Annotated in this window: 21 protein-coding genes and 1 tRNA gene; 9 read left to right on the plus strand and 13 right to left on the minus strand. The window is 43.2% G+C overall.

Going from position 1 to position 16871, the window contains the following annotated elements:
• Positions 1 to 82: 82 nt before the first annotated feature.
• Genes Hs20B_RS08865 through rlmH form a run of 3 tightly spaced genes read right to left on the minus strand, consistent with a single transcriptional unit; the run spans position 83 to position 1903 of the window.
• Positions 83 to 760, minus strand: coding sequence for a YoaK family protein (locus tag Hs20B_RS08865; protein WP_228407539.1), 678 nt, complete (start codon positions 758 to 760; stop codon positions 83 to 85).
• Positions 753 to 1430 (minus strand): DNA alkylation repair protein, encoded by a 678-nt coding sequence (locus Hs20B_RS08870; RefSeq protein WP_172357695.1) that lies wholly within the window; start codon positions 1428 to 1430, stop codon positions 753 to 755. The genes Hs20B_RS08865 and Hs20B_RS08870 overlap by 8 nt, the downstream gene beginning before the upstream one ends.
• The gene (gene rlmH / locus Hs20B_RS08875; protein ID WP_172357697.1) at positions 1427 to 1903 is read right to left on the minus strand and encodes a 23S rRNA (pseudouridine(1915)-N(3))-methyltransferase RlmH; all 477 of its coding nucleotides are present in this window, start codon (positions 1901 to 1903) and stop codon (positions 1427 to 1429) included. Before rlmH ends, Hs20B_RS08870 begins: the two co-directional genes overlap by 4 nt.
• A 276-nt stretch (positions 1904 to 2179) precedes the next feature.
• Here rlmH and Hs20B_RS08880 point away from each other — a divergent pair, with 276 nt between their 5' ends.
• Positions 2180 to 3451 carry a S1C family serine protease gene (locus Hs20B_RS08880; protein ID WP_172357699.1) on the plus strand — a complete coding sequence of 424 codons (1272 nt, stop codon included), beginning with the start codon at positions 2180 to 2182 and terminating at the stop codon, positions 3449 to 3451.
• Positions 3452 to 3550: 99 nt separating this feature from the next.
• On the opposite strand, the gene Hs20B_RS08885 is transcribed toward Hs20B_RS08880, so the two are convergent.
• The gene (locus Hs20B_RS08885; protein WP_172357701.1) at positions 3551 to 3889 is read right to left on the minus strand and encodes a bacteriocin immunity protein; all 339 of its coding nucleotides are present in this window, start codon (positions 3887 to 3889) and stop codon (positions 3551 to 3553) included.
• A gap of 91 nt (positions 3890 to 3980) precedes the next feature.
• Positions 3981 to 4052, minus strand: a tRNA-Glu gene (locus Hs20B_RS08890).
• A gap of 182 nt (positions 4053 to 4234) precedes the next feature.
• Between Hs20B_RS08890 and Hs20B_RS08895 the strand changes: the two genes are divergently transcribed.
• The 3 genes from Hs20B_RS08895 to Hs20B_RS08905 are packed head-to-tail and all read left to right on the plus strand — an operon-like array spanning position 4235 to position 6847.
• Entirely contained in the window at positions 4235 to 5236 is a 1002-nt protein-coding gene (locus Hs20B_RS08895; RefSeq protein WP_172357703.1) for an LTA glycolipid anchor biosynthesis glycosyltransferase, IagA/BgsA family, read from the plus strand.
• A 16-nt stretch (positions 5237 to 5252) separates the two neighbouring features.
• Positions 5253 to 6593 (plus strand): glycosyltransferase family 4 protein, encoded by a 1341-nt coding sequence (locus tag Hs20B_RS08900; protein WP_172357705.1) that lies wholly within the window; start codon positions 5253 to 5255, stop codon positions 6591 to 6593.
• Positions 6594 to 6622: 29 nt separating this feature from the next.
• A complete protein-coding gene (locus tag Hs20B_RS08905; RefSeq protein ID WP_172357707.1) occupies positions 6623 to 6847 on the plus strand; it encodes a DUF1797 family protein in 225 nt (74 codons plus the stop codon).
• A 48-nt stretch (positions 6848 to 6895) separates the two neighbouring features.
• Here Hs20B_RS08905 and Hs20B_RS08910 read toward each other — a convergent pair whose 3' ends face one another.
• The 4 genes from Hs20B_RS08910 to Hs20B_RS08925 all read right to left on the minus strand — a co-directional run bounded on the left by Hs20B_RS08910 (position 6896) and on the right by Hs20B_RS08925 (position 9673).
• On the minus strand, positions 6896 to 7780 hold the full coding sequence (locus Hs20B_RS08910; protein WP_172357709.1) for a hypothetical protein: 885 nt from the start codon (positions 7778 to 7780) through the stop codon (positions 6896 to 6898).
• A gap of 129 nt (positions 7781 to 7909) precedes the next feature.
• A complete protein-coding gene (locus Hs20B_RS08915; protein WP_172357711.1) occupies positions 7910 to 8377 on the minus strand; it encodes a GIY-YIG nuclease family protein in 468 nt (155 codons plus the stop codon).
• Entirely contained in the window at positions 8370 to 9113 is a 744-nt protein-coding gene (locus Hs20B_RS08920) for a tRNA1(Val) (adenine(37)-N6)-methyltransferase (RefSeq protein ID WP_172357760.1), read from the minus strand. The genes Hs20B_RS08915 and Hs20B_RS08920 overlap by 8 nt, the downstream gene beginning before the upstream one ends.
• A 56-nt stretch (positions 9114 to 9169) precedes the next feature.
• On the minus strand, positions 9170 to 9673 hold the full coding sequence (locus tag Hs20B_RS08925; RefSeq protein ID WP_172357713.1) for a YbhB/YbcL family Raf kinase inhibitor-like protein: 504 nt from the start codon (positions 9671 to 9673) through the stop codon (positions 9170 to 9172).
• A 73-nt stretch (positions 9674 to 9746) separates the two neighbouring features.
• On the opposite strand from Hs20B_RS08925, the gene Hs20B_RS08930 reads away from it, so the two are divergent.
• A complete protein-coding gene (locus tag Hs20B_RS08930; protein ID WP_172357715.1) occupies positions 9747 to 10541 on the plus strand; it encodes a putative ABC transporter permease in 795 nt (264 codons plus the stop codon).
• A gap of 22 nt (positions 10542 to 10563) precedes the next feature.
• On the opposite strand, the gene Hs20B_RS08935 is transcribed toward Hs20B_RS08930, so the two are convergent.
• Entirely contained in the window at positions 10564 to 11118 is a 555-nt protein-coding gene (locus tag Hs20B_RS08935) for a LysE family transporter (RefSeq protein ID WP_172357717.1), read from the minus strand.
• A gap of 113 nt (positions 11119 to 11231) precedes the next feature.
• Between Hs20B_RS08935 and Hs20B_RS08940 the strand changes: the two genes are divergently transcribed.
• Positions 11232 to 11633 (plus strand): MarR family winged helix-turn-helix transcriptional regulator, encoded by a 402-nt coding sequence (locus Hs20B_RS08940; protein ID WP_172357719.1) that lies wholly within the window; start codon positions 11232 to 11234, stop codon positions 11631 to 11633.
• A gap of 108 nt (positions 11634 to 11741) precedes the next feature.
• Here Hs20B_RS08940 and rpsI read toward each other — a convergent pair whose 3' ends face one another.
• Both rpsI and rplM read right to left on the minus strand, forming a co-directional pair.
• Entirely contained in the window at positions 11742 to 12134 is a 393-nt protein-coding gene (gene rpsI / locus Hs20B_RS08945) for a 30S ribosomal protein S9 (RefSeq protein ID WP_172357721.1), read from the minus strand.
• A 13-nt stretch (positions 12135 to 12147) separates the two neighbouring features.
• Positions 12148 to 12594, minus strand: a complete 447-nt coding sequence (rplM, locus tag Hs20B_RS08950; RefSeq protein ID WP_172357723.1) for a 50S ribosomal protein L13 — start codon at positions 12592 to 12594, stop codon at positions 12148 to 12150.
• Between the two features lie 170 nt (positions 12595 to 12764).
• On the opposite strand from rplM, the gene rnhC reads away from it, so the two are divergent.
• Together rnhC and lepB are read left to right on the plus strand one after the other, a co-directional pair.
• The gene (gene rnhC, locus Hs20B_RS08955) at positions 12765 to 13643 is read left to right on the plus strand and encodes a ribonuclease HIII (protein ID WP_172357725.1); all 879 of its coding nucleotides are present in this window, start codon (positions 12765 to 12767) and stop codon (positions 13641 to 13643) included.
• A complete protein-coding gene (lepB, locus tag Hs20B_RS08960; protein ID WP_172357727.1) occupies positions 13640 to 14236 on the plus strand; it encodes a signal peptidase I in 597 nt (198 codons plus the stop codon). The genes rnhC and lepB overlap by 4 nt, the downstream gene beginning before the upstream one ends.
• An 87-nt stretch (positions 14237 to 14323) precedes the next feature.
• Here the strand turns inward: lepB and Hs20B_RS08965 are convergent, their stop codons facing one another.
• Positions 14324 to 14704 (minus strand): LPXTG cell wall anchor domain-containing protein, encoded by a 381-nt coding sequence (locus Hs20B_RS08965; protein WP_172357729.1) that lies wholly within the window; start codon positions 14702 to 14704, stop codon positions 14324 to 14326.
• A gap of 115 nt (positions 14705 to 14819) precedes the next feature.
• On the opposite strand from Hs20B_RS08965, the gene Hs20B_RS08970 reads away from it, so the two are divergent.
• On the plus strand, positions 14820 to 16508 hold the full coding sequence (locus tag Hs20B_RS08970) for a hypothetical protein (RefSeq protein ID WP_172357731.1): 1689 nt from the start codon (positions 14820 to 14822) through the stop codon (positions 16506 to 16508).
• Positions 16509 to 16871: the final 363 nt, after the last annotated feature.

Here is a 16871-nt window from a genome sequence, read left to right on the forward strand (position 1 = left end):
TTTTTGATATTGTAACTATTTTATCACGCTTTTCAACTTTGTCAATAGATATGCTTGAAGTCACAAAAAACAGTTTCTTTCATTATAAATCATGTTTTTCAAAATGCAGTGCGAGATTGAAAATCAAAATAACTGGCAAAACAGCAAATAATGCCACTTTTCCAAAATGCAAGGCCAGTGAAGTTGAGACAAATGCTCCAAGTGCAAAGCTCAGCACGACAGACAAGGTATTCAGACCGCGTTTGAGCACTGTTTTATTTTTTTCAACCAGCCCCTGTGTGATAAAAACAGAGAGATTTTTGATATTTCCTGTCATCATGATATTAGTATAAGGCGCACCTCGCATTTTTTTAAACGACTCAAGCTGGATCGCCGATACAAAGGCTAGCGAGATGATCATCCACTGGGCAGGCGCTGCCTTTGCGACCAGACTCGTGATGAGCACAATCACAAAAATGATGAGTGCCGCAAAGGCGTGCCAGTGGAGGCGTTTATGTTCCACGGCATATTTTCTAGCAAAATAAGTAAAAATCCCGCCAAGCATGAAAGCTACTATCGGTAGGAGATAGCTGCCCGCCATAGCAAAGTCCTGATCTGCCAGACTTTTCATCAGATAGATCAGATTTCCCGTCTGGATGCCAGCGAATCGTTCCCCTTGCGTTGAAAAAGTGTAGGCGTCTAAAAAGCCGCTGATAAATGTCAAGAGCACAGCGATACGCACGCGCTCAAAGATTCGGATATGATTTTTTTGTTCAGTCAATGTATTTACTGCCTTCCCTGATAGATAGTTTCGAAAGTTTACTGCGGTGATTCTCGATAAAGTCCCGCACCCAGTCAGGTGCGACTTTCGAATAATCCCGCAGCGCCCAGCCGATGGCTTTGTTAATAAAAAACTCGTCACTGTCAAAGTTGTTTTGGATGATCTCACTCAAAAGCTCAGCATCCGTTTCAAGTTTGAAACCCAGTTGGTGGTCAATGGCAAGCCTGCGAATCCAAAAATTTTCATCTCTTGACCAATCTCGCATGATTGCCTTGGCACTCGGCTCACGCCTGACAATACTGCCAACATGCTCATCTAAGTTATCCACAGAATCCCACCAAGACTTACTTACAGCGAGCTGATATAACTTTGGCAAATCTGCCAGCTGCAGATTTTTTTGCACTTTTTTCAGATAATCCGTCGCCAGATACTGAAACTCACGGTAGTCCTGCTGCCACATGAGCTTGATAAACTCCCAGTCTACTAGCTTCACTGCTTTATCTTGCTTTGCTTTTTCCTGCAAAAAATCTTTTGACAACTTGCGACGCTCTGGCGTTTTGATGCCTAGATAAATAAAGTTATCTTTCATGTAACTCGCCATAGCTAGGGCATTTTCAGGATTTTTATGCGCTTGAAATTGCGCAATTATTGTCGGTATATCATTTGTCATTTGTGATAAGGACTCCCTTCACGAATCATAAAAGCTCGGTAGATCTGCTCGACTAGGACCAGGCGCATCAGCTGGTGCGGCAAGGTAATCCGGCCAAAGCTCATAAGGCTATTGGCACGTTTTTTCACGCGCGGGTCAAGTCCTAGACTGCCGCCAATGATGAAAGTCAAGGTTGAGGCCTGCTGCATTTCCAGCTCTAGTCTACTTGAGAGCTCTTCTGACGAGATGAGTTTGCCCTCGATTGCCATAGCAACCACAAAATCGCGTTCTGACAACTTGGCTAAAATCCGATCACCTTCTTTTGCTAGGATTTGCGCATTTTCCTTATCTGACGCCTTGTCTGGCGTCTTTTCGTCAGGTAGCTCGATCTGCTCAACCTGTCCAAAACGTGATAAACGTTTGACGTATTCGGCGATGCCATCTTTTAAATATTTTTCTTTGAGTTTGCCAACACTGATTAGTTTGATTTTCATTATGTTCTATTATATCAAAAATTGTGTTTTTTTATCCACAATCCCTCTGAAATGTAAATCTGTGAAAACACTATTTATCCACATTTCGATAAAATTTTCCACAATTTTGTGGAAAACTCAAAGATTTTTACACACTTGTTCACAAAAAATATTTTTTATCCACATTTTTGTGGATAAGTACCAAAATATTTAACAAATCCATGATTTTAAGGTATCATTAAGTGAGGTAGGCTAAACTGAACCTAGCTAAATTATGTAAAGGATATAAGATAAACAATGAAAAAAAATAAAAAAACTGCTGCAAAATTGATTGTGACGGGTGTTATCGGTGGTGCTGTAGCTCTAGGCGGTAATGCTGTCTATGACCATTTTAATACAGATACAACTACGACAACAGCAACAAGCACGACGAGCAACACAGGCTCGACAAAAGTTGCCAAGGTTTCTTATAGTGTCTCAAGTGACACAACCAAAGCGATTGCCAAGGTTTCTGATGCAGTGGTTTCTGTCATCAACTATCAAAAAGCATCATCAAGCGACTCACTAGATGATTATTTTGGTGATATTAGTGGAGATGACAGTAGCAGCTCAAGCGATGATAGTTCATCAGAAACTGAGGCTGGTGAAGGCTCTGGTGTCATCTATAAAAAGGACGGTGACACAGCCTACGTCGTCACAAATAACCACGTCGTAGATGGTGCAAGCTCCCTTGACATCATGCTTGCAAATGGCGACAAAGTCAAGGGCACCTTAGTTGGCAAAGACGCTTATAGCGACCTTGCGGTCATCAAGATTTCAGCGAAAAAAGTAACCAAAGTCGCAACTTTTGGTGATTCAGCCAAGCTAACTGTTGGTGAACCTGCCATTGCCATCGGCTCGCCACTCGGTAGTGAGTACGCAAACTCGGCGACTGAGGGGATCATCTCAAGCACGTCTCGCAAAGTGATCATGCAAAATGACAGTAACGAAACGATCAATGTCAACGCCATCCAGACGGATGCTGCCATTAACCCAGGTAACTCTGGCGGTGCGCTCATCAATGTTGAGGGGCAAGTCATCGGCATCAACTCAAGTAAAATCACAACCACTGGCTCAAGCTCAAGCGACGTTTCTGTCGAGGGGATGGGCTTTGCCATCCCGTCAAATGACGTCGTTGAAATCATCAATAAACTCGAAAAAGATGGCAAAATCATCCGTCCAGCCCTGGGCGTGCAAATGGTCGATCTAACCAATCTCAACTCGACTTATCTCGAAAAGCTCAAACTGCCGGATAGCGTCACCTCGGGCGTCGTGATTGCAAGCGTCCAAAGCAAGTTCCCTGCTGAGGTTGCAGGCCTTAAAAAATACGACGTCATCACAAAAATCGGCAGTACCAAAGTCACAACTAGCACCGAACTCCAAAGTGCACTTTACAAATATAACGTCGGCGACAGCATGAAAGTGACCTACTATCGTGACGGCAAAGAAAAAACGACCACTGTCAAACTCACACAAACCTCAGATAAGCTGAGTTTCAGTGATACAGAAACTGAAGATAGTAGTAAATAGATAGATGGTATAAAAAAGCAGATTTCGTTTGAAGTCTGCTTTTTTGTGTCGTTTTTCAGTAAGTTCACTGCGCCGATAGTTATTTAACCTGCTTTATCTTCAAATTCCCCGACCAATTCCAACCTGCAAACCGTATAACATAGCAGAATCTCGCATGATTTCAGTTAAGCTCAGCTTCTGCTGTTTCAAGACCAGATAGAGCTCACCTGTTGAGTGAGGAAGCGTTTGTTTAATGGCGAGAGGACCAAGATCAGATGTCAGCTGCGCAAGCTCACGCTCGATATTTCCTGTTTTTGTGACGTTACGCAAATGCGTCTGTAAGATATCTTGAATCGCAACATTCCCTACAACATCCGGTGCTGCAATCGCCGCTGCTAAAAGTGTTTTGAACTGTGCTAAGTCTGCTTCTGTTCTTGATTCTTTTTCTTTTCTTGACATTTTTTTCACACTTTCTACCCAATTATTTTAGCACTTGACTGGAAAAAAACAAAAAAAGATACCTCTCATCATACAAGAGGTATCTAACTGATAGTCCGTACGGGATTCGAACCCGTGATACCGCCGTGAAAAGGCGGTGTCTTAACCCCTTGACCAACGGACCAGGGTAGTGTTTTGATTGCTTTCGTTCTTTAGCAACATAAATAATTATATCGTAAAATAAAATACAGGTCAAGTGTTTTATGAAAAAAATTTTTACTTTTTTACACTGCCGTGTATTTTTCCGACATTTACACCATTAGTCTGATTCTTCCTGCCACTTTTCTGTTATAATAGGGATAAGTTATGAAAATATTACTCTATTTGGAGGGCGAAAATTTCCTACGCAAATCAGGAATTGGTCGCGCCATTCTCCACCAAAAACGAGCGCTAGATATTGCTGGCGTTGACTATACAACTGATCCTCATGATGATTTTGACATCGCGCATATCAATACCTACGGCATCAAAAGTCTGATGTTGATTTTTCGTGCCAAACGCATGGGTAAAAAAGTGATCTGTCACGGTCACTCAACGATGGAAGATTTTAGAAATTCATTTGTCGGCTCAAACGTCCTTGCGCCCCTGGTCAAAAAATACCTGACTTTCCTATATAGCCAGGCTGACATGATCATCACACCAACTGATTACTCAAAAAAGCTTATCGCCTCTTACGGCGTCAAAGCGCCAATTGTCGCCATTTCAAATGGCATTGACCTCAGTAAATACAAAAAATCCACTGTTAAAGAGCTTGCTTTCAAGCAACATTTTGACATCAAGGACGGTGAAAAAGTCGTCATGTGTGCGGCACTTTATTTTAAGCGCAAGGGCATTGACGACTTTGTTGCCGTGGCAAAAAGGATGCCTGACGTGCGGTTTATCTGGTTTGGTGAAACAAATCTCTGGACGGTGCCAGGTTGGGTGCGTCGCCTTGTCAAGAAAAATCACCCGTCAAACGCCGAATTTCCTGGCTATATCAAGGGTGACATTTACGAAGGTGCCATGACAGCCAGTGATGCCTTCTTTTTCCCGTCCCACGAAGAAACTGAAGGGATCGTCGTGCTAGAGGCGCTTGCGTCTGACCAAAATGTTGTCGCACGCGATATTCCTGTCTATGCGGGCTGGCTTGATAACAGCGCAGCAACACTTGTCAAGACAAATGACGACTTTGTCTCAGCACTTTCTGACACGATTTCAGGCAAGATTGACAAGCGTGACCGTGGCTATCAAGTCGCTGAAAGCCGTTCAATTGAGAACATCTCTACACTGCTCGTTGCTGCCTACACGCGCCTGCTAAATCAACAGTAAAAACAGGAGTTCAAACATGACCACAGAAAAACTAAATATTGGCCTATTTACAGACTCTTATCTACCGCAAGTTTCAGGGGTTGCAACATCGATTGAGACCTTGTCTGATGAGCTCACAAAAATGGGACACAGCGTTTTTATCTTCACCACCGCTGACCCAAAAGCCGACGTCACAAAGGACGCTGAAAATGTCATCCGACTATCGAGCATTCCCTTGATCTCACTTGCTGAGCGCCGCATCGTCATGAAAGGCGTTGTCGCTGCTTATCGTGTGGCACAGGCCTATGACCTAGACATCATCCACACGCAAACTGAGTTTGGACTTGGTATTTTAGGTAAACTCGTTGCGCGACAGCTGAAAATCCCTGTGATTCACACGCTGCATACCAAGTATGAAGACTACGTGCATTATATCGCAAAAGGCAAGATTTTGCGGCCTGGTATGGTCAAGTATGTCATCAAAAGCTATCTACACGGCGTAGACGGCATCATCGTGCCAAGTCAGATTGTGCTTGACATCGTCAATAACTACGGTGTTGACCTCGAAAAACGGGTCATTGCAACAGGTATTGAGCTTGATAAGTTCCAGCGTCCTGAGATTACGCCGTCAGACACGGCAGATATTCGTGCTGATCTGGGCATCACTTCTGACGAGATCATGCTGCTGTCACTGTCACGCATCGCTGAAGAAAAAAATATCCAGGCCATCATCAAAAGTCTCGTCAAGGTGCGCACACAGATTCCCGTCAAACTCGTGATCGTCGGTAGAGGACCGTATCTGGACGATCTTAAAAAACTAGTTAAAAAACTAGATCTGGCTGACATCGTGACCTTTACAGGTCTTGTCGAAAACAACCTGACTGCCTACTACTACAAGGCTGCCGACTATTTCATCTCGGCGTCGACAAGCGAGACGCAGGGGCTGACCTATATTGAGGCGCTTGCATCCGGTACGCCTGTCCTTGCAACCAACAACGCTTACCTGCAAACACTCGTAACTGCACCTACTTTCGGTTACCTTTTTGACAATGACGATGAGATTGCAGACGTCATCCTAAAAGCAGCAAAAAGCACAGATAACTATGACAAGGCCGCATATGATACCAAGCTCTACGAGATTTCTGCTGAGTATTTTGCCAAGCAAGTCTATGAATTTTATCTTGACAAAATCATCTCAAACACGCAAGAGCTTGAGACAATAGGCGAGTCCGTGCCAAGACGAACAGCACGCATTGTCAGACAAGCACCTGCAAAAACAGTCAAAACTGTCGTCAGAACACCAAAAAAATTAGCACTAATTGCGAAAAAAACCGTCAAACATGCCAAAATATTGCGCAAGTATGGTAAAATAAAGTAACACTAGAAAAATCAAAGGAACTGTATAAAATGAAATCTCATCTCTCTGCTATTATCAACCGTCTTGAAAAATTGATCGCATCAGGTGACCCAAAAGACACCTTTAACTTTGAAAAAGACGAACAAGTCCAAATCACCGTCAGCTTTGACGGCGAAAACCAAGTCTTCATCGTCAAATATCCAAAAGTCAAAGAAACATCTGACTTTGACAGCATCGACCTTGTTGCGATGGAAATCTTTGACTTGATTTACTAATCAGATAATGCGAAAACGCCTTTCAGTTGAAAGGCGTTTTTTTGTGTTTTAAATTAAAAACTTCTGTTCCATTTTGCCTACCACTTGAGCGATTAACAAACTTGTCAGAATAGCCATTAGCACTAAATAACCAAAATCAATTACTGTTAATTGGTGACTATGAACACTCGCTGTTATGATAACACCTACAAAAATAAGGATGGCTACAAGTCCTGCCCAAATTGGTGTTAGAAAAAGTAGCGTTAAAGCGTTTTTTATACTTTTTTGTGACTGTCCTACTAATCGTGATAAACGAATTTCTTTTTCTAGTATTTTTAAGCTGGAAAGCACCAGTATCCTCATCGTAATCAGTTCAATTATCACCGATATAACAACTATGAGTAGCGTGAACAAAACCGTACTCAGAAAATAGCGATACTCTGACTCGTAACTTTTTTCAAAAGTCTTCGCACTCAAGCCTAATTTAACTGATTGTGCCTTATCCTCCAACCGTGCCACATCAGAGGTAGATAGACCCGATACTAAAATTTCATCCATATCAGATTGGTTCTCTGACTCTAAATATAGCAAATCCAAAAAGTCAGACTCACTTATTTCTTGGGGTATTTTACCAGAGTTGAGAAAATCGCTTTTTCCAGTATATAGCCTAACTGGGCCTGCTTTATGGTAAAATTCTTGACTGATAAATTTTTCTATATTTACCTTTTCAGAGTCCGTAAACTCTCGCACATAGCCAGATTTATCAGCTGTTATTGGGGTATATTCTAGCTCATAAAACTTCTTGTCGTGGCGATGAGCCCTTAGGTTCATCATTGTTGGAAAATCTTTTATCACAATACTCATGTTGTTCCAAACGACAAAGTTCATCACAAAACTGATGATTGCAATCAAGATAAATAGATAAAAACGTTTTTTGAAAATATTTCTCCACATATGCTACCTCTTTTTCAATTTATTGACATGTCCTGGATTTGTTCTATATTAATTTTAAAGAATTGTCAAACTCATCAGAATTTTCCCCACCAACAAAAAAACACCCAGCTCATCGCTAGGTGTAAAATCTCACGCTTTATACTGATAAAAACAACGTTTGGGTGAAAAAATCTCCCCGTTTTCTTTCAAAACTTTGATGATTTTTGAGACTTCTTTTTTGTCAATCTCTGTCGTTTCTGCGATTTCGCCTGGGCGTGCTGGGCCTGCGACAGCTTTGAATGCCTCAAGTACTTTTGTTTGGTTGTCCATTTTGATGATGCCTCCTTCTTTTTTTACTATAATACCATTTTCTTTCAAAAATTTCAGTTTTTTAGGTCGTGTTTTGAGCGTTTCTTTGAACCAATACTCACGTTTCATGGCGGTAGATTTATCTGCAAATGCCTCAGTATAAATCATCTCTACAGGTCGTCGTGCCTTGGTATATTTTGCGCCCTGGCCTGCATTGTGCGCAGCTAAACGCTTGTCAAGGTCGTTTGTGTACCCGCCATAAAGCGTGTTATCTGCACACAGCAACACGTAAAAATAGTGGTTAGCCATAATAAATCTGGTGCACCTCGTCTGTGTAACTGCCGTCAGCCTTATGTAAAATCAAGGGGGGCAGAAATTTTTCGCCGCCTGGTTTGCCGTCTTTTATGGCGTCAATCAAGAGAATATTTGCGTCTTTATCGGCTTTGGGATAGACAAACTGAATCCGTTTGGGCACAAGGTTGTACTGCTTCATGGTCTCAATAATCTCAAAAAATCGCTCCGGGCGATGCACCATGGCGAGATGTCCATTTGTTTTGAGCAGCTGTTGACTAATCCGGCAGATGTCATCCAGATTAGTCGCAAGTTCATGGCGTGCAAGCAAATAATGCTCACTTTCATTGACCCGCGACATCTCATCAAGCTTGAAATAAGGCGGATTGCAGAAAACCAAGTCTGTACTTGACGGTTTTAGGTAGTCGAGCGATTTGTTCAAATCTGCGTTTATCACGCGCACTTGCTGCTCAAGCTCGTTTAGCTGCACGCTTCTTTGTGCCATATCTGCCAAGCGTTCTTGGATTTCAATTGCTATGATATTAGCGTTTGTACTGACGCTTGCAAACAGGCCCACCGCGCCATTTCCCGCACACAAATCAACGATCTGCCCACGTTTTGGGATATTTGGAAAACGGCTAAGCAAAACCGCATCTACAGAATAGGAAAAAACATCTCGCGACTGGATGATTTTCACATCATTTGTCGTAAGCTGGTCAATTCGCTCGTTTGGTTTGAGGTTGATAGTGGGCATAGTCATGTTACTATTATAGCAAATTTTGTGGTGTAGCATATAAGCAAAAAAATCAATCAAGAACGTGACGGCAGATAAATCTTCGCCTGAGCTAGGGCAATTGGCTCGACTGCTTTCATCAAGTCATTGAGATAAAAGCCTTCTTGAAGTCCCAACGCATCCTTGTGCGCATAGACGATGAGCTGATAATCGTGCGTTTCATTTGGCGGTGAGGGACCCGTGTAGCGATTGATGATGCGCTCACTCGACTTTGTCAAAAAGCGTGAGGCATTGCTATTTTTACCTTGTGCAGCTCGCGTCTTCCTCGAAAAATCTTCAGCAATCTGACTTGTCACTGGAACGTCCGCAACCAGCCAATGAATCCACGGAAAACCTGCAACTGGCACCGCGTCATAGTCAACCAAAGACCACGATAAAAATTGCGCATCAGCAGGGACATCTACCAACTCAAAAGGAAATGACAAAATCGGGTGACCTGATACTTTTAAATCATCAGCCGCATATTTGCCATATTGATCTGGGAGCAAGCCCTGATCGTCAAGTTTTACTATTATTTTCATGAAATCATCCTTTTTTAGTTTATTTGTCACTTTATTTTATCACAAACTTATCACTTTATGTTAAGATAGTTTTATGATTAGTCAACACATTATATTAACTTTTTTGACCTATTTTCCCGTCTACGCCTTTCTAGGCTGGTGTCTTGAGGTCGTCTACGCCTCGGTCAATACCGGAAAATTTGTCAATCGGGGATTTTTGAACGGCGCCGTTTGTCCGATCTATGGCCTCGGTGCGAGTTTACTCATTCTACTTCTGACGCCACTTGTTGACAATGTTGCGCTCTTATATCTCATCTCCGTTTTGATAGCAAGTTTACTTGAACTTGTTGGCGGTTACCTGCTTGAAAAACTGTTTCACATGCGCTGGTGGGACTATTCTGACGAGCCTTTTAATATCGGCGGTTTTATCTGCCTCAAATTTTCACTATTGTGGGGACTTGCTGGTGTCTTTCTGATGAAAATCATCCAACCTGGCATTTCACATCTACTCTTCAAACTGCCAATCTTGCCTGTCATCCTTCTTCTGATCGTTTTTTACCTAGTATTTGTCAGCGACATCACCGTGACTGTGATCGCAATCTCTCACCTCAATCGTGATCTCAAACAAGTTCACGAGCTCTCCCGCATGATTCGCCACGGTAGCGATAGTCTCGCTGAAAATATCGGCACACTTGCGGTCGATGCAGCTGACAAGTTTGAAGCGCAAAAAGCTGAGTTTGAAAAACAAAAAGAAGAGCTACTCAGCAAGCGCAGCCATGTCCGCACACGCCTACTCACGGCCTTTCCTAAAGCCAAGCACGACACCGAGGCAAAGGCACTGGCAAGCATGCGCAAGGCTTACGACAGTTACAAGAAAAACAACTCATAAAAAACAGCCGAGTGGCTGTTTTTTAGCGCCATAAATCAAGCGCAGAAAACACCAATAAGACAGCAATCACGCGGTTGATGCCTGTAAAATGACGATTATAAACATCTTTGAGCCCGTGTCCGAAAGCTGCCCACATGAGTGTCCCTACAACGCCAATCACTACCATGAGCAGGATCTTGCCAAAAGTAAAATCGTGCATCACGTCAAATCCCGTCAGCCCCGTCACAGCATAAAGATAAACCTTGACGTTGGTAAACTGCAGCAATAGTCCTGTTTTTAGCGTGACTGCCTGATGCGTGCCGTCAGAGAGCTGCTGGCTTTTCAGCACATGATAGGCGAGATAGAGCAGATAGCCTGTGCCAACGAGCTTCATCAGTGTCATAAGCAGGTGATTATCCTTGATCAGCTCACCAAAAACCATGGCAATCAGTGCAATCACAAAGACGCCAATACCAATGCCAAGCTGATATGGCAACGTTTTTTTAAATCCTTGTTCTGCGCCAGCCGACATGGCTAAAATCGTGTTTGGTCCAGGTGTCACACTCATAATAACGAGAAATATCAAAAATTGTATCATTTTCTTGTTGTTCCTTTTTGTTGTATTTGCAATTATATTTGCTAAAGTCATTATATCATGGTATGATTGTAAATGCAATCATATCTGTAAAATTTTTTTCAAAAGGAGTTGTCATGTTTAAAATCATCAGAACTATCGGTGGCATCACGCGCAAAATCCAATCAGACAGTAATCATCAGTTCAAGTCACTGGGCTTATCAAATAACCTATTTATCTACGTCATCCGTGTCACAGAAAATCCTGGCATGTTTTTAGCCGAGCTTGCTGATGCCATTCAAATCGACCGAACAACCAGCTTTCGCACTGTTCAAAAACTAGAGAAAGCAGGTTATGTCACACTGGAAAATGATCCCGACAATCAGAAAATCAGACGCATTTTTCCAACAAAAAAAGCAGCGGATATCTATCCCCTACTCCATGACTACGAAAAATCTCAATCCGACCAACTTCTAGTCGATCTCACAAGTGATGAAATCAACGAATTGACTCGTTTGATTGGGAAATTGCGATATTGAGCGGTGTAACTATCAATTTTAAGAGGTTGTAGACGATCAGTTTACAGCCTTTTTCTATTTATTTTCGCACAAAAAAACACCTCGCAAGCAAGATGTCCAAACATGATATTAACGTTTTGAGAATTGTGATGCTTTACGGGCTTTTTTGAGACCTGCTTTTTTACGTTCGACCATACGAGCGTCACGTGTGAGAAGGCCAGCGCGTTTAAGTGATGCGCGGAAGTCAGGGTCAACTTCGAGCAATGCACGTGAGATACCGTGACGGATTGCGCCAGCTTGACCTGCGTAACCACCACCGTTTACGTTTACGAGTACATCGTAAGCGCCAACAGTTTCAGTTGCGCCAAATGGTTGGTTGATGACCAAACGCAAGTCTGCGTGTGGGATATATTCTTCAACATCTTTGTTGTTAACTGTGATTTTACCAGTGCCGGGTACCAAACGTACACGAGCTACTGAGTTTTTACGGCGTCCAGTGCCGAGGTATTGTACTTGTGCCAATGTCTAGTCCTCCTTAGATTAATCCTGTAATGTCAAGCACTTCTGGGTTTTGAGCTTGGTGTGTATGCTCAGCGCCAACAAATACTTTAAGTTTCATGCCTTGTGCACGACCAAGCGTGTTATGTGGCAACATGCCTTTTACAGAAGTTTCGATAAGACGAACTGCATTTTTTTCACGCAACTCACCAGCAGTGATTGATTTCAATCCACCTGGGTACATTGAGTGTTTGTAGTAGATCTTGTCTGATGCTTTTTTACCTGTCAATTTCACTTTTTCAGCATTGACAACGATGACGAAATCGCCAGTGTCCGTGTGTTGTGTGAATTGAGGTTTGTTTTTGCCGCGAAGGATGCTAGCAACGACTGCTGACAGACGTCCCAAAGGAATATCTGTTGCGTCAACAACGTGCCATTTGCGTTCAACTTCACCTGGCTTAGCCATGTATGTTGTTTTATTCATGATTTCTCCAATTTTTTTACTGTAGTTTACTAGGTGCGATCGGATCGTTCCTTATCCTTTCGCGGTATTTTCAAGTTTCCGGGACTTAAAAAATGGGGTAAACAATACCGTTTAATATAATATCATATTTTTGTAGGTTTTGTCAAGTTTTTTTTGTTATAATAGTTCTTATGAACATTGTTTTGAAATTATCATCTGAAAAAATAGCAAATCTTATGACAGATTTTCAAGACTTTGCACAGCCGTCAAATGGTCAATATGTCCAGTTTTTAGCCAAACCACAAGGCTGTGTCATCACCGTCTATACGTCTGGCAAGGTCATGTTTCAAGGTGAGAAGGCTAGTGATTATGCGAGCCACTATGGTTATCAAAAAATTGAAACGCATATGATCGCACAAACCAACCTCATTGGCACAGATGAAGTTGGCAATGGCTCCTACTTTGGTGGCCTAGCTGTTGTTGCGACTTATCTGTCTGACACTGACTTGCCCTTGATAAAAAAACTAGGCGTTGACGATTCGAAAAAACTCATTGATACCAAGATTCGTCAGATTGCGCCGATTTTAATCGACAAGTTGCAGCATCAGGCCTTACTTCTGACGCCCAGTAAATACAACGAGGTCATTGCCTCAGGCTATAATGCGGTTTCTGTCAAAGTAGCGCTGCACAATCAAGCCATTTATTTGCTTGAAAAAAAGCTGGCAAGTCCTGCTGACAACATCATCATTGATGCCTTTACGACTGAAAAAAATTATACAAAGTATCTCAAAAATGAAAAAAATCACACACGTGGGCAGATCACATTGATCCAAAAAGCTGAAAGTCAGTTTTACGCGGTCGCTGCGTCCTCTGTTATCGCGCGTAGCCTGTTTTTAGACGAACTTGACCAATTATCCCACATGATTGGCCTAAAGCTGCCTAGTGGGGCGGGACACGCATCAGATGCCATAGCCGCAAAGGTCATCCGACAATTCGGCGAAACGAGCCTAGCCAATGTGGCGAAACTGCATTTTGCCAACACCGAAAAAGCGAGGAAACTATCCAAATGAAATTTTTAAAAGAGTGGGGGCCATTCAGCCTTTTTATCATCATTATCATCTTGTTACGTGTCTTTGTGTGGCAGCCTGTCCTTGTTGAGGGGCACTCGATGGACCCGACGCTTGCTGATAAACAGCGCCTGATCATCATCAAAACGGCGAAAATTTCTCGTTTTGACATCGTTGTCGCAAAAGAGTTTGACACCGATGACCGTAAAGAAAAAAATATCGTCAAACGTGTCATTGGCATGCCGGGCGACACGATTAGTTATAACAAAGACGTTCTGACGATCAATGGCAAAGTTGTTGATGAGCCTTACTTAGCAGATTACAAGAAAAAATTTGCCGATGATAAATTACAAAAAACGTACAGTTACAGTACATTTTTCCAAAGTCTGGCAAGTAGTTCCAAAGCGTTTACAACGGCAGCAAATGGTAACGTTAGCTTTACCATAAAAGTGCCGAAAGGTCAGTATTTCCTGATGGGCGATGACCGAATCGTGTCAAACGACTCCAGACGTGTCGGGGCTTTCCCGAAAAAAGACATCGTTGGTGAAGCCAAACTTCGTATTTGGCCACTCAAATCAATCGGTGGTTTGAAATAAGAAAAAGTAAAACACCTACTCACAAGATATGAGTAGGTGTTTTACTTTTGATAAAATGAATTTAATAATTTGACAAGACTCTCTCAATCATGACTGACGTTTGCGATTGATAATGTAGCCTAGACCAAGTGACATCAGGGTAAACACGCCAGAAAATAGTGTCTTGTTCTCAATGTCCTCTCCTGTTGCGGGGAGGATATTTTGTTGAGTTTGTACTACTTTATTTGCGTTACTCACTGGCCTTGCCGTCGTAGGAAGCACTTCATAAGTCGGTGTTAGCTTGACATCTGATTGCTCTTTTTGCGGTGTCGATTTTTTTGCAGCATTTGCTGAGGCTTTTGTCTCAGTTGATGCCGGGGTACTTGGATTTTCCGCTGATTTTGTACTTTTTTCTACTTCGCTGGAATCAACAGATGCTGTCGTCGGTTCAGACGATTCTTCTGTTTTTGAAACTGGCTCAGATGTCAACTTCGCTGGCGTCGAAGTTGAGTCTGTTGATTCTGGACTTAACGTTGGAGCACTCGGTGCTTCCGTTAACTCTGAACTTGTAGATGTGGATTCAGATTCAACTGGAGGTTGAGCCGTGGTTGGTTCTTGTGACTCTTCTGGGGCTGAGCTCGATGATGGAACACTTGCTGCTGCCGTTGGGGCTGAACTTGTTTCTGGTTCCTCAGGATCAACTGGTGGTTGCGCTGTCGTTGTTTCTGGTGATTCTTCCGAGTTGGGAACGGATTCAGAAGGTGTTTCTGAACTTGTTTCGGGAACACTTGGTTCTTTTGCTGACTCTGAACTTGTTGATGGTTCTTCAGAATCAACAGGGGGTTGCGCTGTCGGCGTGTCTGGTGTTTCTTCTGGGGCTGAGCTCGATGATGGAACACTTGGCGCTTCCGTTGGGGCTGAACTTGTTTCTGGTTCCTCAGGATCAACTGGTGGTTGCGCTGTCGTTGTTTCTGGTGATTCTTCCGAGTTGGGAACGGATTCAGAAGGTGTTTCTGAACTTGTTTCGGGAACATTTGGTTCTTCTGCTGACTCTGAACTTGTTGATGGTTCTTCAGAATCAACAGGGGGTTGCGCTGTCGGCGTGTCTGGTGTTTTTTCTGAGGCTGAGCTCGATGATGGAACACTTGGCGCTTCCGTTGGGGCTGAACTTGTTTCTGGTTCCTCAGGATCAACTGGTGGTTGCGCTGTCGTTGTTTCTGGTGATTCTTCCGAGTTGGGAACGGATTCAGAAGGTGTTTCTGAACTTGTTTCGGGAACACTTGGTTCTTTTGCTGACTCTGAACTTGTTGATGGTTCTTCAGAATCAACAGGGGGTTGCGCTGTCGGCGTGTCTGGTGTTTCTTCTGGGGCTGAGCTCGATGATGGAACACTTGGCGCTTCCGTTGGGGCTGAACTTGTTGATGGTTCCTCAGGATCAACTGGTGGTTGCGCTGTCGTTGTTTCTGGTGATTCTTCCGAGTTGGGAACGGATTCAGAAGGTGTTTCTGAACTTGTTTCGGGAACATTTGGTTCTTCTGCTGACTCTGAACTTGTTGATGGTTCTTCAGAATCAACAGGGGGTTGCGCTGTCGGCGTGTCTGGTGTTTTTTCTGAGGCTGAGCTCGATGATAGAGCACTTGATGCTTCCGTTGGGGCTGAACTTGTTGATGGAGATTCAGATTCAACAGGTGATTGCGCTGTCGTCGTGTCTGGTATTTCCTCTGGTTCGGATTCTGTTTCTGGAGTATTTGCTACTTCCGTTGGGGCTGAACTTGTTGATGGAGATTCAGAATCAACTGGCAGTTGTGCTGTCGTCGTGCCTGGTGTCTCTTCTGGGGATGAGCTCGATTCTGGAGCACTTGGTGCTTCCGTTGGGGCTGAACTTGTTGATGGAGATTCAGAATCAACTGGTGGTTGTGCTGTCGTCGTTTCTGGTATCTCTTCTGGGTCTGAGCTTGGTTCTGGAACACTCGGTGCTTCAGATAACTCTGAACTTGTTGATGGTGCTTCAGACTCAACTGGTGGTTGCGCTGTCGTTTCTGGTGTCTCTTCTGGGGATGAGCTTGGTTCTGGAACACTTGGCGCTTCCGATGACTCTGAGCTTGTTGATGGTTCTTCAGCTTCAGTAGACGACTCAGATGTCGTTTCTGGCTCTGAAACTGTTGTAGATGCTTCTGAAGACGGTGGTGCCGTAGATTCTATCGGAACGATAGGTCTTATGATAACTTCACGCGAAAAAACCGCCCATACATCATTTGTCCCGTCACCCCAAACTCCAAAATCTAATACATAATCTGGCTGATCCGCCAGGTCAAAGGTATAACCCTCAGGAATGTACTTATAAAAGGCCTCAGTACGAAATGATTCCCTCTCTGCATAAGCTGCCTCCCTCCCTTCAACCTCAAGAGCAACAGTTAGTTCCGGTAATGGTGTCACATGTGGAAACTGTTGAGCTGCTTCCGAGCTGTAGAAATCTGTTGTGAAATCTACTGGATTTGTACCTGTAACACGATATCTTGGCTGTCCTGTATCTGGATCATATCCAAAGAATATACCAGTTTGTACTTCAGAGTGTATATTAAATGTAGGTGAATTGACTACAAAAAAATAGTAAACAAATTTAACGCGTACATTTTTGCCCCTTGGGCCCGGAGTA

Source organism: Pseudolactococcus insecticola (assembly GCF_011170065.1).
In the GTDB taxonomy this organism is placed as follows: domain Bacteria; phylum Bacillota; class Bacilli; order Lactobacillales; family Streptococcaceae; genus Pseudolactococcus; species Pseudolactococcus insecticola.

Bases quoted from the DNA above. Each gene is read 5' to 3' on its own strand.
- Hs20B_RS08870 (WP_172357695.1), bottom strand. From the start codon at position 1,430: ATGACAAATGATATACCGACAATAATTGCGCAATTTCAAGCGCATAAA.
- rlmH (WP_172357697.1), bottom strand. From the start codon at position 1,903: ATGAAAATCAAACTAATCAGTGTTGGCAAACTCAAAGAAAAATATTTA.
- Hs20B_RS08880 (WP_172357699.1), top strand. From the start codon at position 2,180: ATGAAAAAAAATAAAAAAACTGCTGCAAAATTGATTGTGACGGGTGTT.
- Hs20B_RS08885 (WP_172357701.1), bottom strand. From the start codon at position 3,889: ATGTCAAGAAAAGAAAAAGAATCAAGAACAGAAGCAGACTTAGCACAG.
- Hs20B_RS08895 (WP_172357703.1), top strand. From the start codon at position 4,235: ATGAAAATATTACTCTATTTGGAGGGCGAAAATTTCCTACGCAAATCA.
- Hs20B_RS08900 (WP_172357705.1), top strand. From the start codon at position 5,253: ATGACCACAGAAAAACTAAATATTGGCCTATTTACAGACTCTTATCTA.
- Hs20B_RS08905 (WP_172357707.1), top strand. From the start codon at position 6,623: ATGAAATCTCATCTCTCTGCTATTATCAACCGTCTTGAAAAATTGATC.
- Hs20B_RS08910 (WP_172357709.1), bottom strand. From the start codon at position 7,780: ATGTGGAGAAATATTTTCAAAAAACGTTTTTATCTATTTATCTTGATT.
- Hs20B_RS08915 (WP_172357711.1), bottom strand. From the start codon at position 8,377: ATGGCTAACCACTATTTTTACGTGTTGCTGTGTGCAGATAACACGCTT.
- Hs20B_RS08920 (WP_172357760.1), bottom strand. From the start codon at position 9,113: ATGCCCACTATCAACCTCAAACCAAACGAGCGAATTGACCAGCTTACG.
- Hs20B_RS08925 (WP_172357713.1), bottom strand. From the start codon at position 9,673: ATGAAAATAATAGTAAAACTTGACGATCAGGGCTTGCTCCCAGATCAA.
- Hs20B_RS08930 (WP_172357715.1), top strand. From the start codon at position 9,747: ATGATTAGTCAACACATTATATTAACTTTTTTGACCTATTTTCCCGTC.
- Hs20B_RS08935 (WP_172357717.1), bottom strand. From the start codon at position 11,118: ATGATACAATTTTTGATATTTCTCGTTATTATGAGTGTGACACCTGGA.
- Hs20B_RS08940 (WP_172357719.1), top strand. From the start codon at position 11,232: ATGTTTAAAATCATCAGAACTATCGGTGGCATCACGCGCAAAATCCAA.
- rplM (WP_172357723.1), bottom strand. From the start codon at position 12,594: ATGAATAAAACAACATACATGGCTAAGCCAGGTGAAGTTGAACGCAAA.
- rnhC (WP_172357725.1), top strand. From the start codon at position 12,765: ATGAACATTGTTTTGAAATTATCATCTGAAAAAATAGCAAATCTTATG.
- lepB (WP_172357727.1), top strand. From the start codon at position 13,640: ATGAAATTTTTAAAAGAGTGGGGGCCATTCAGCCTTTTTATCATCATT.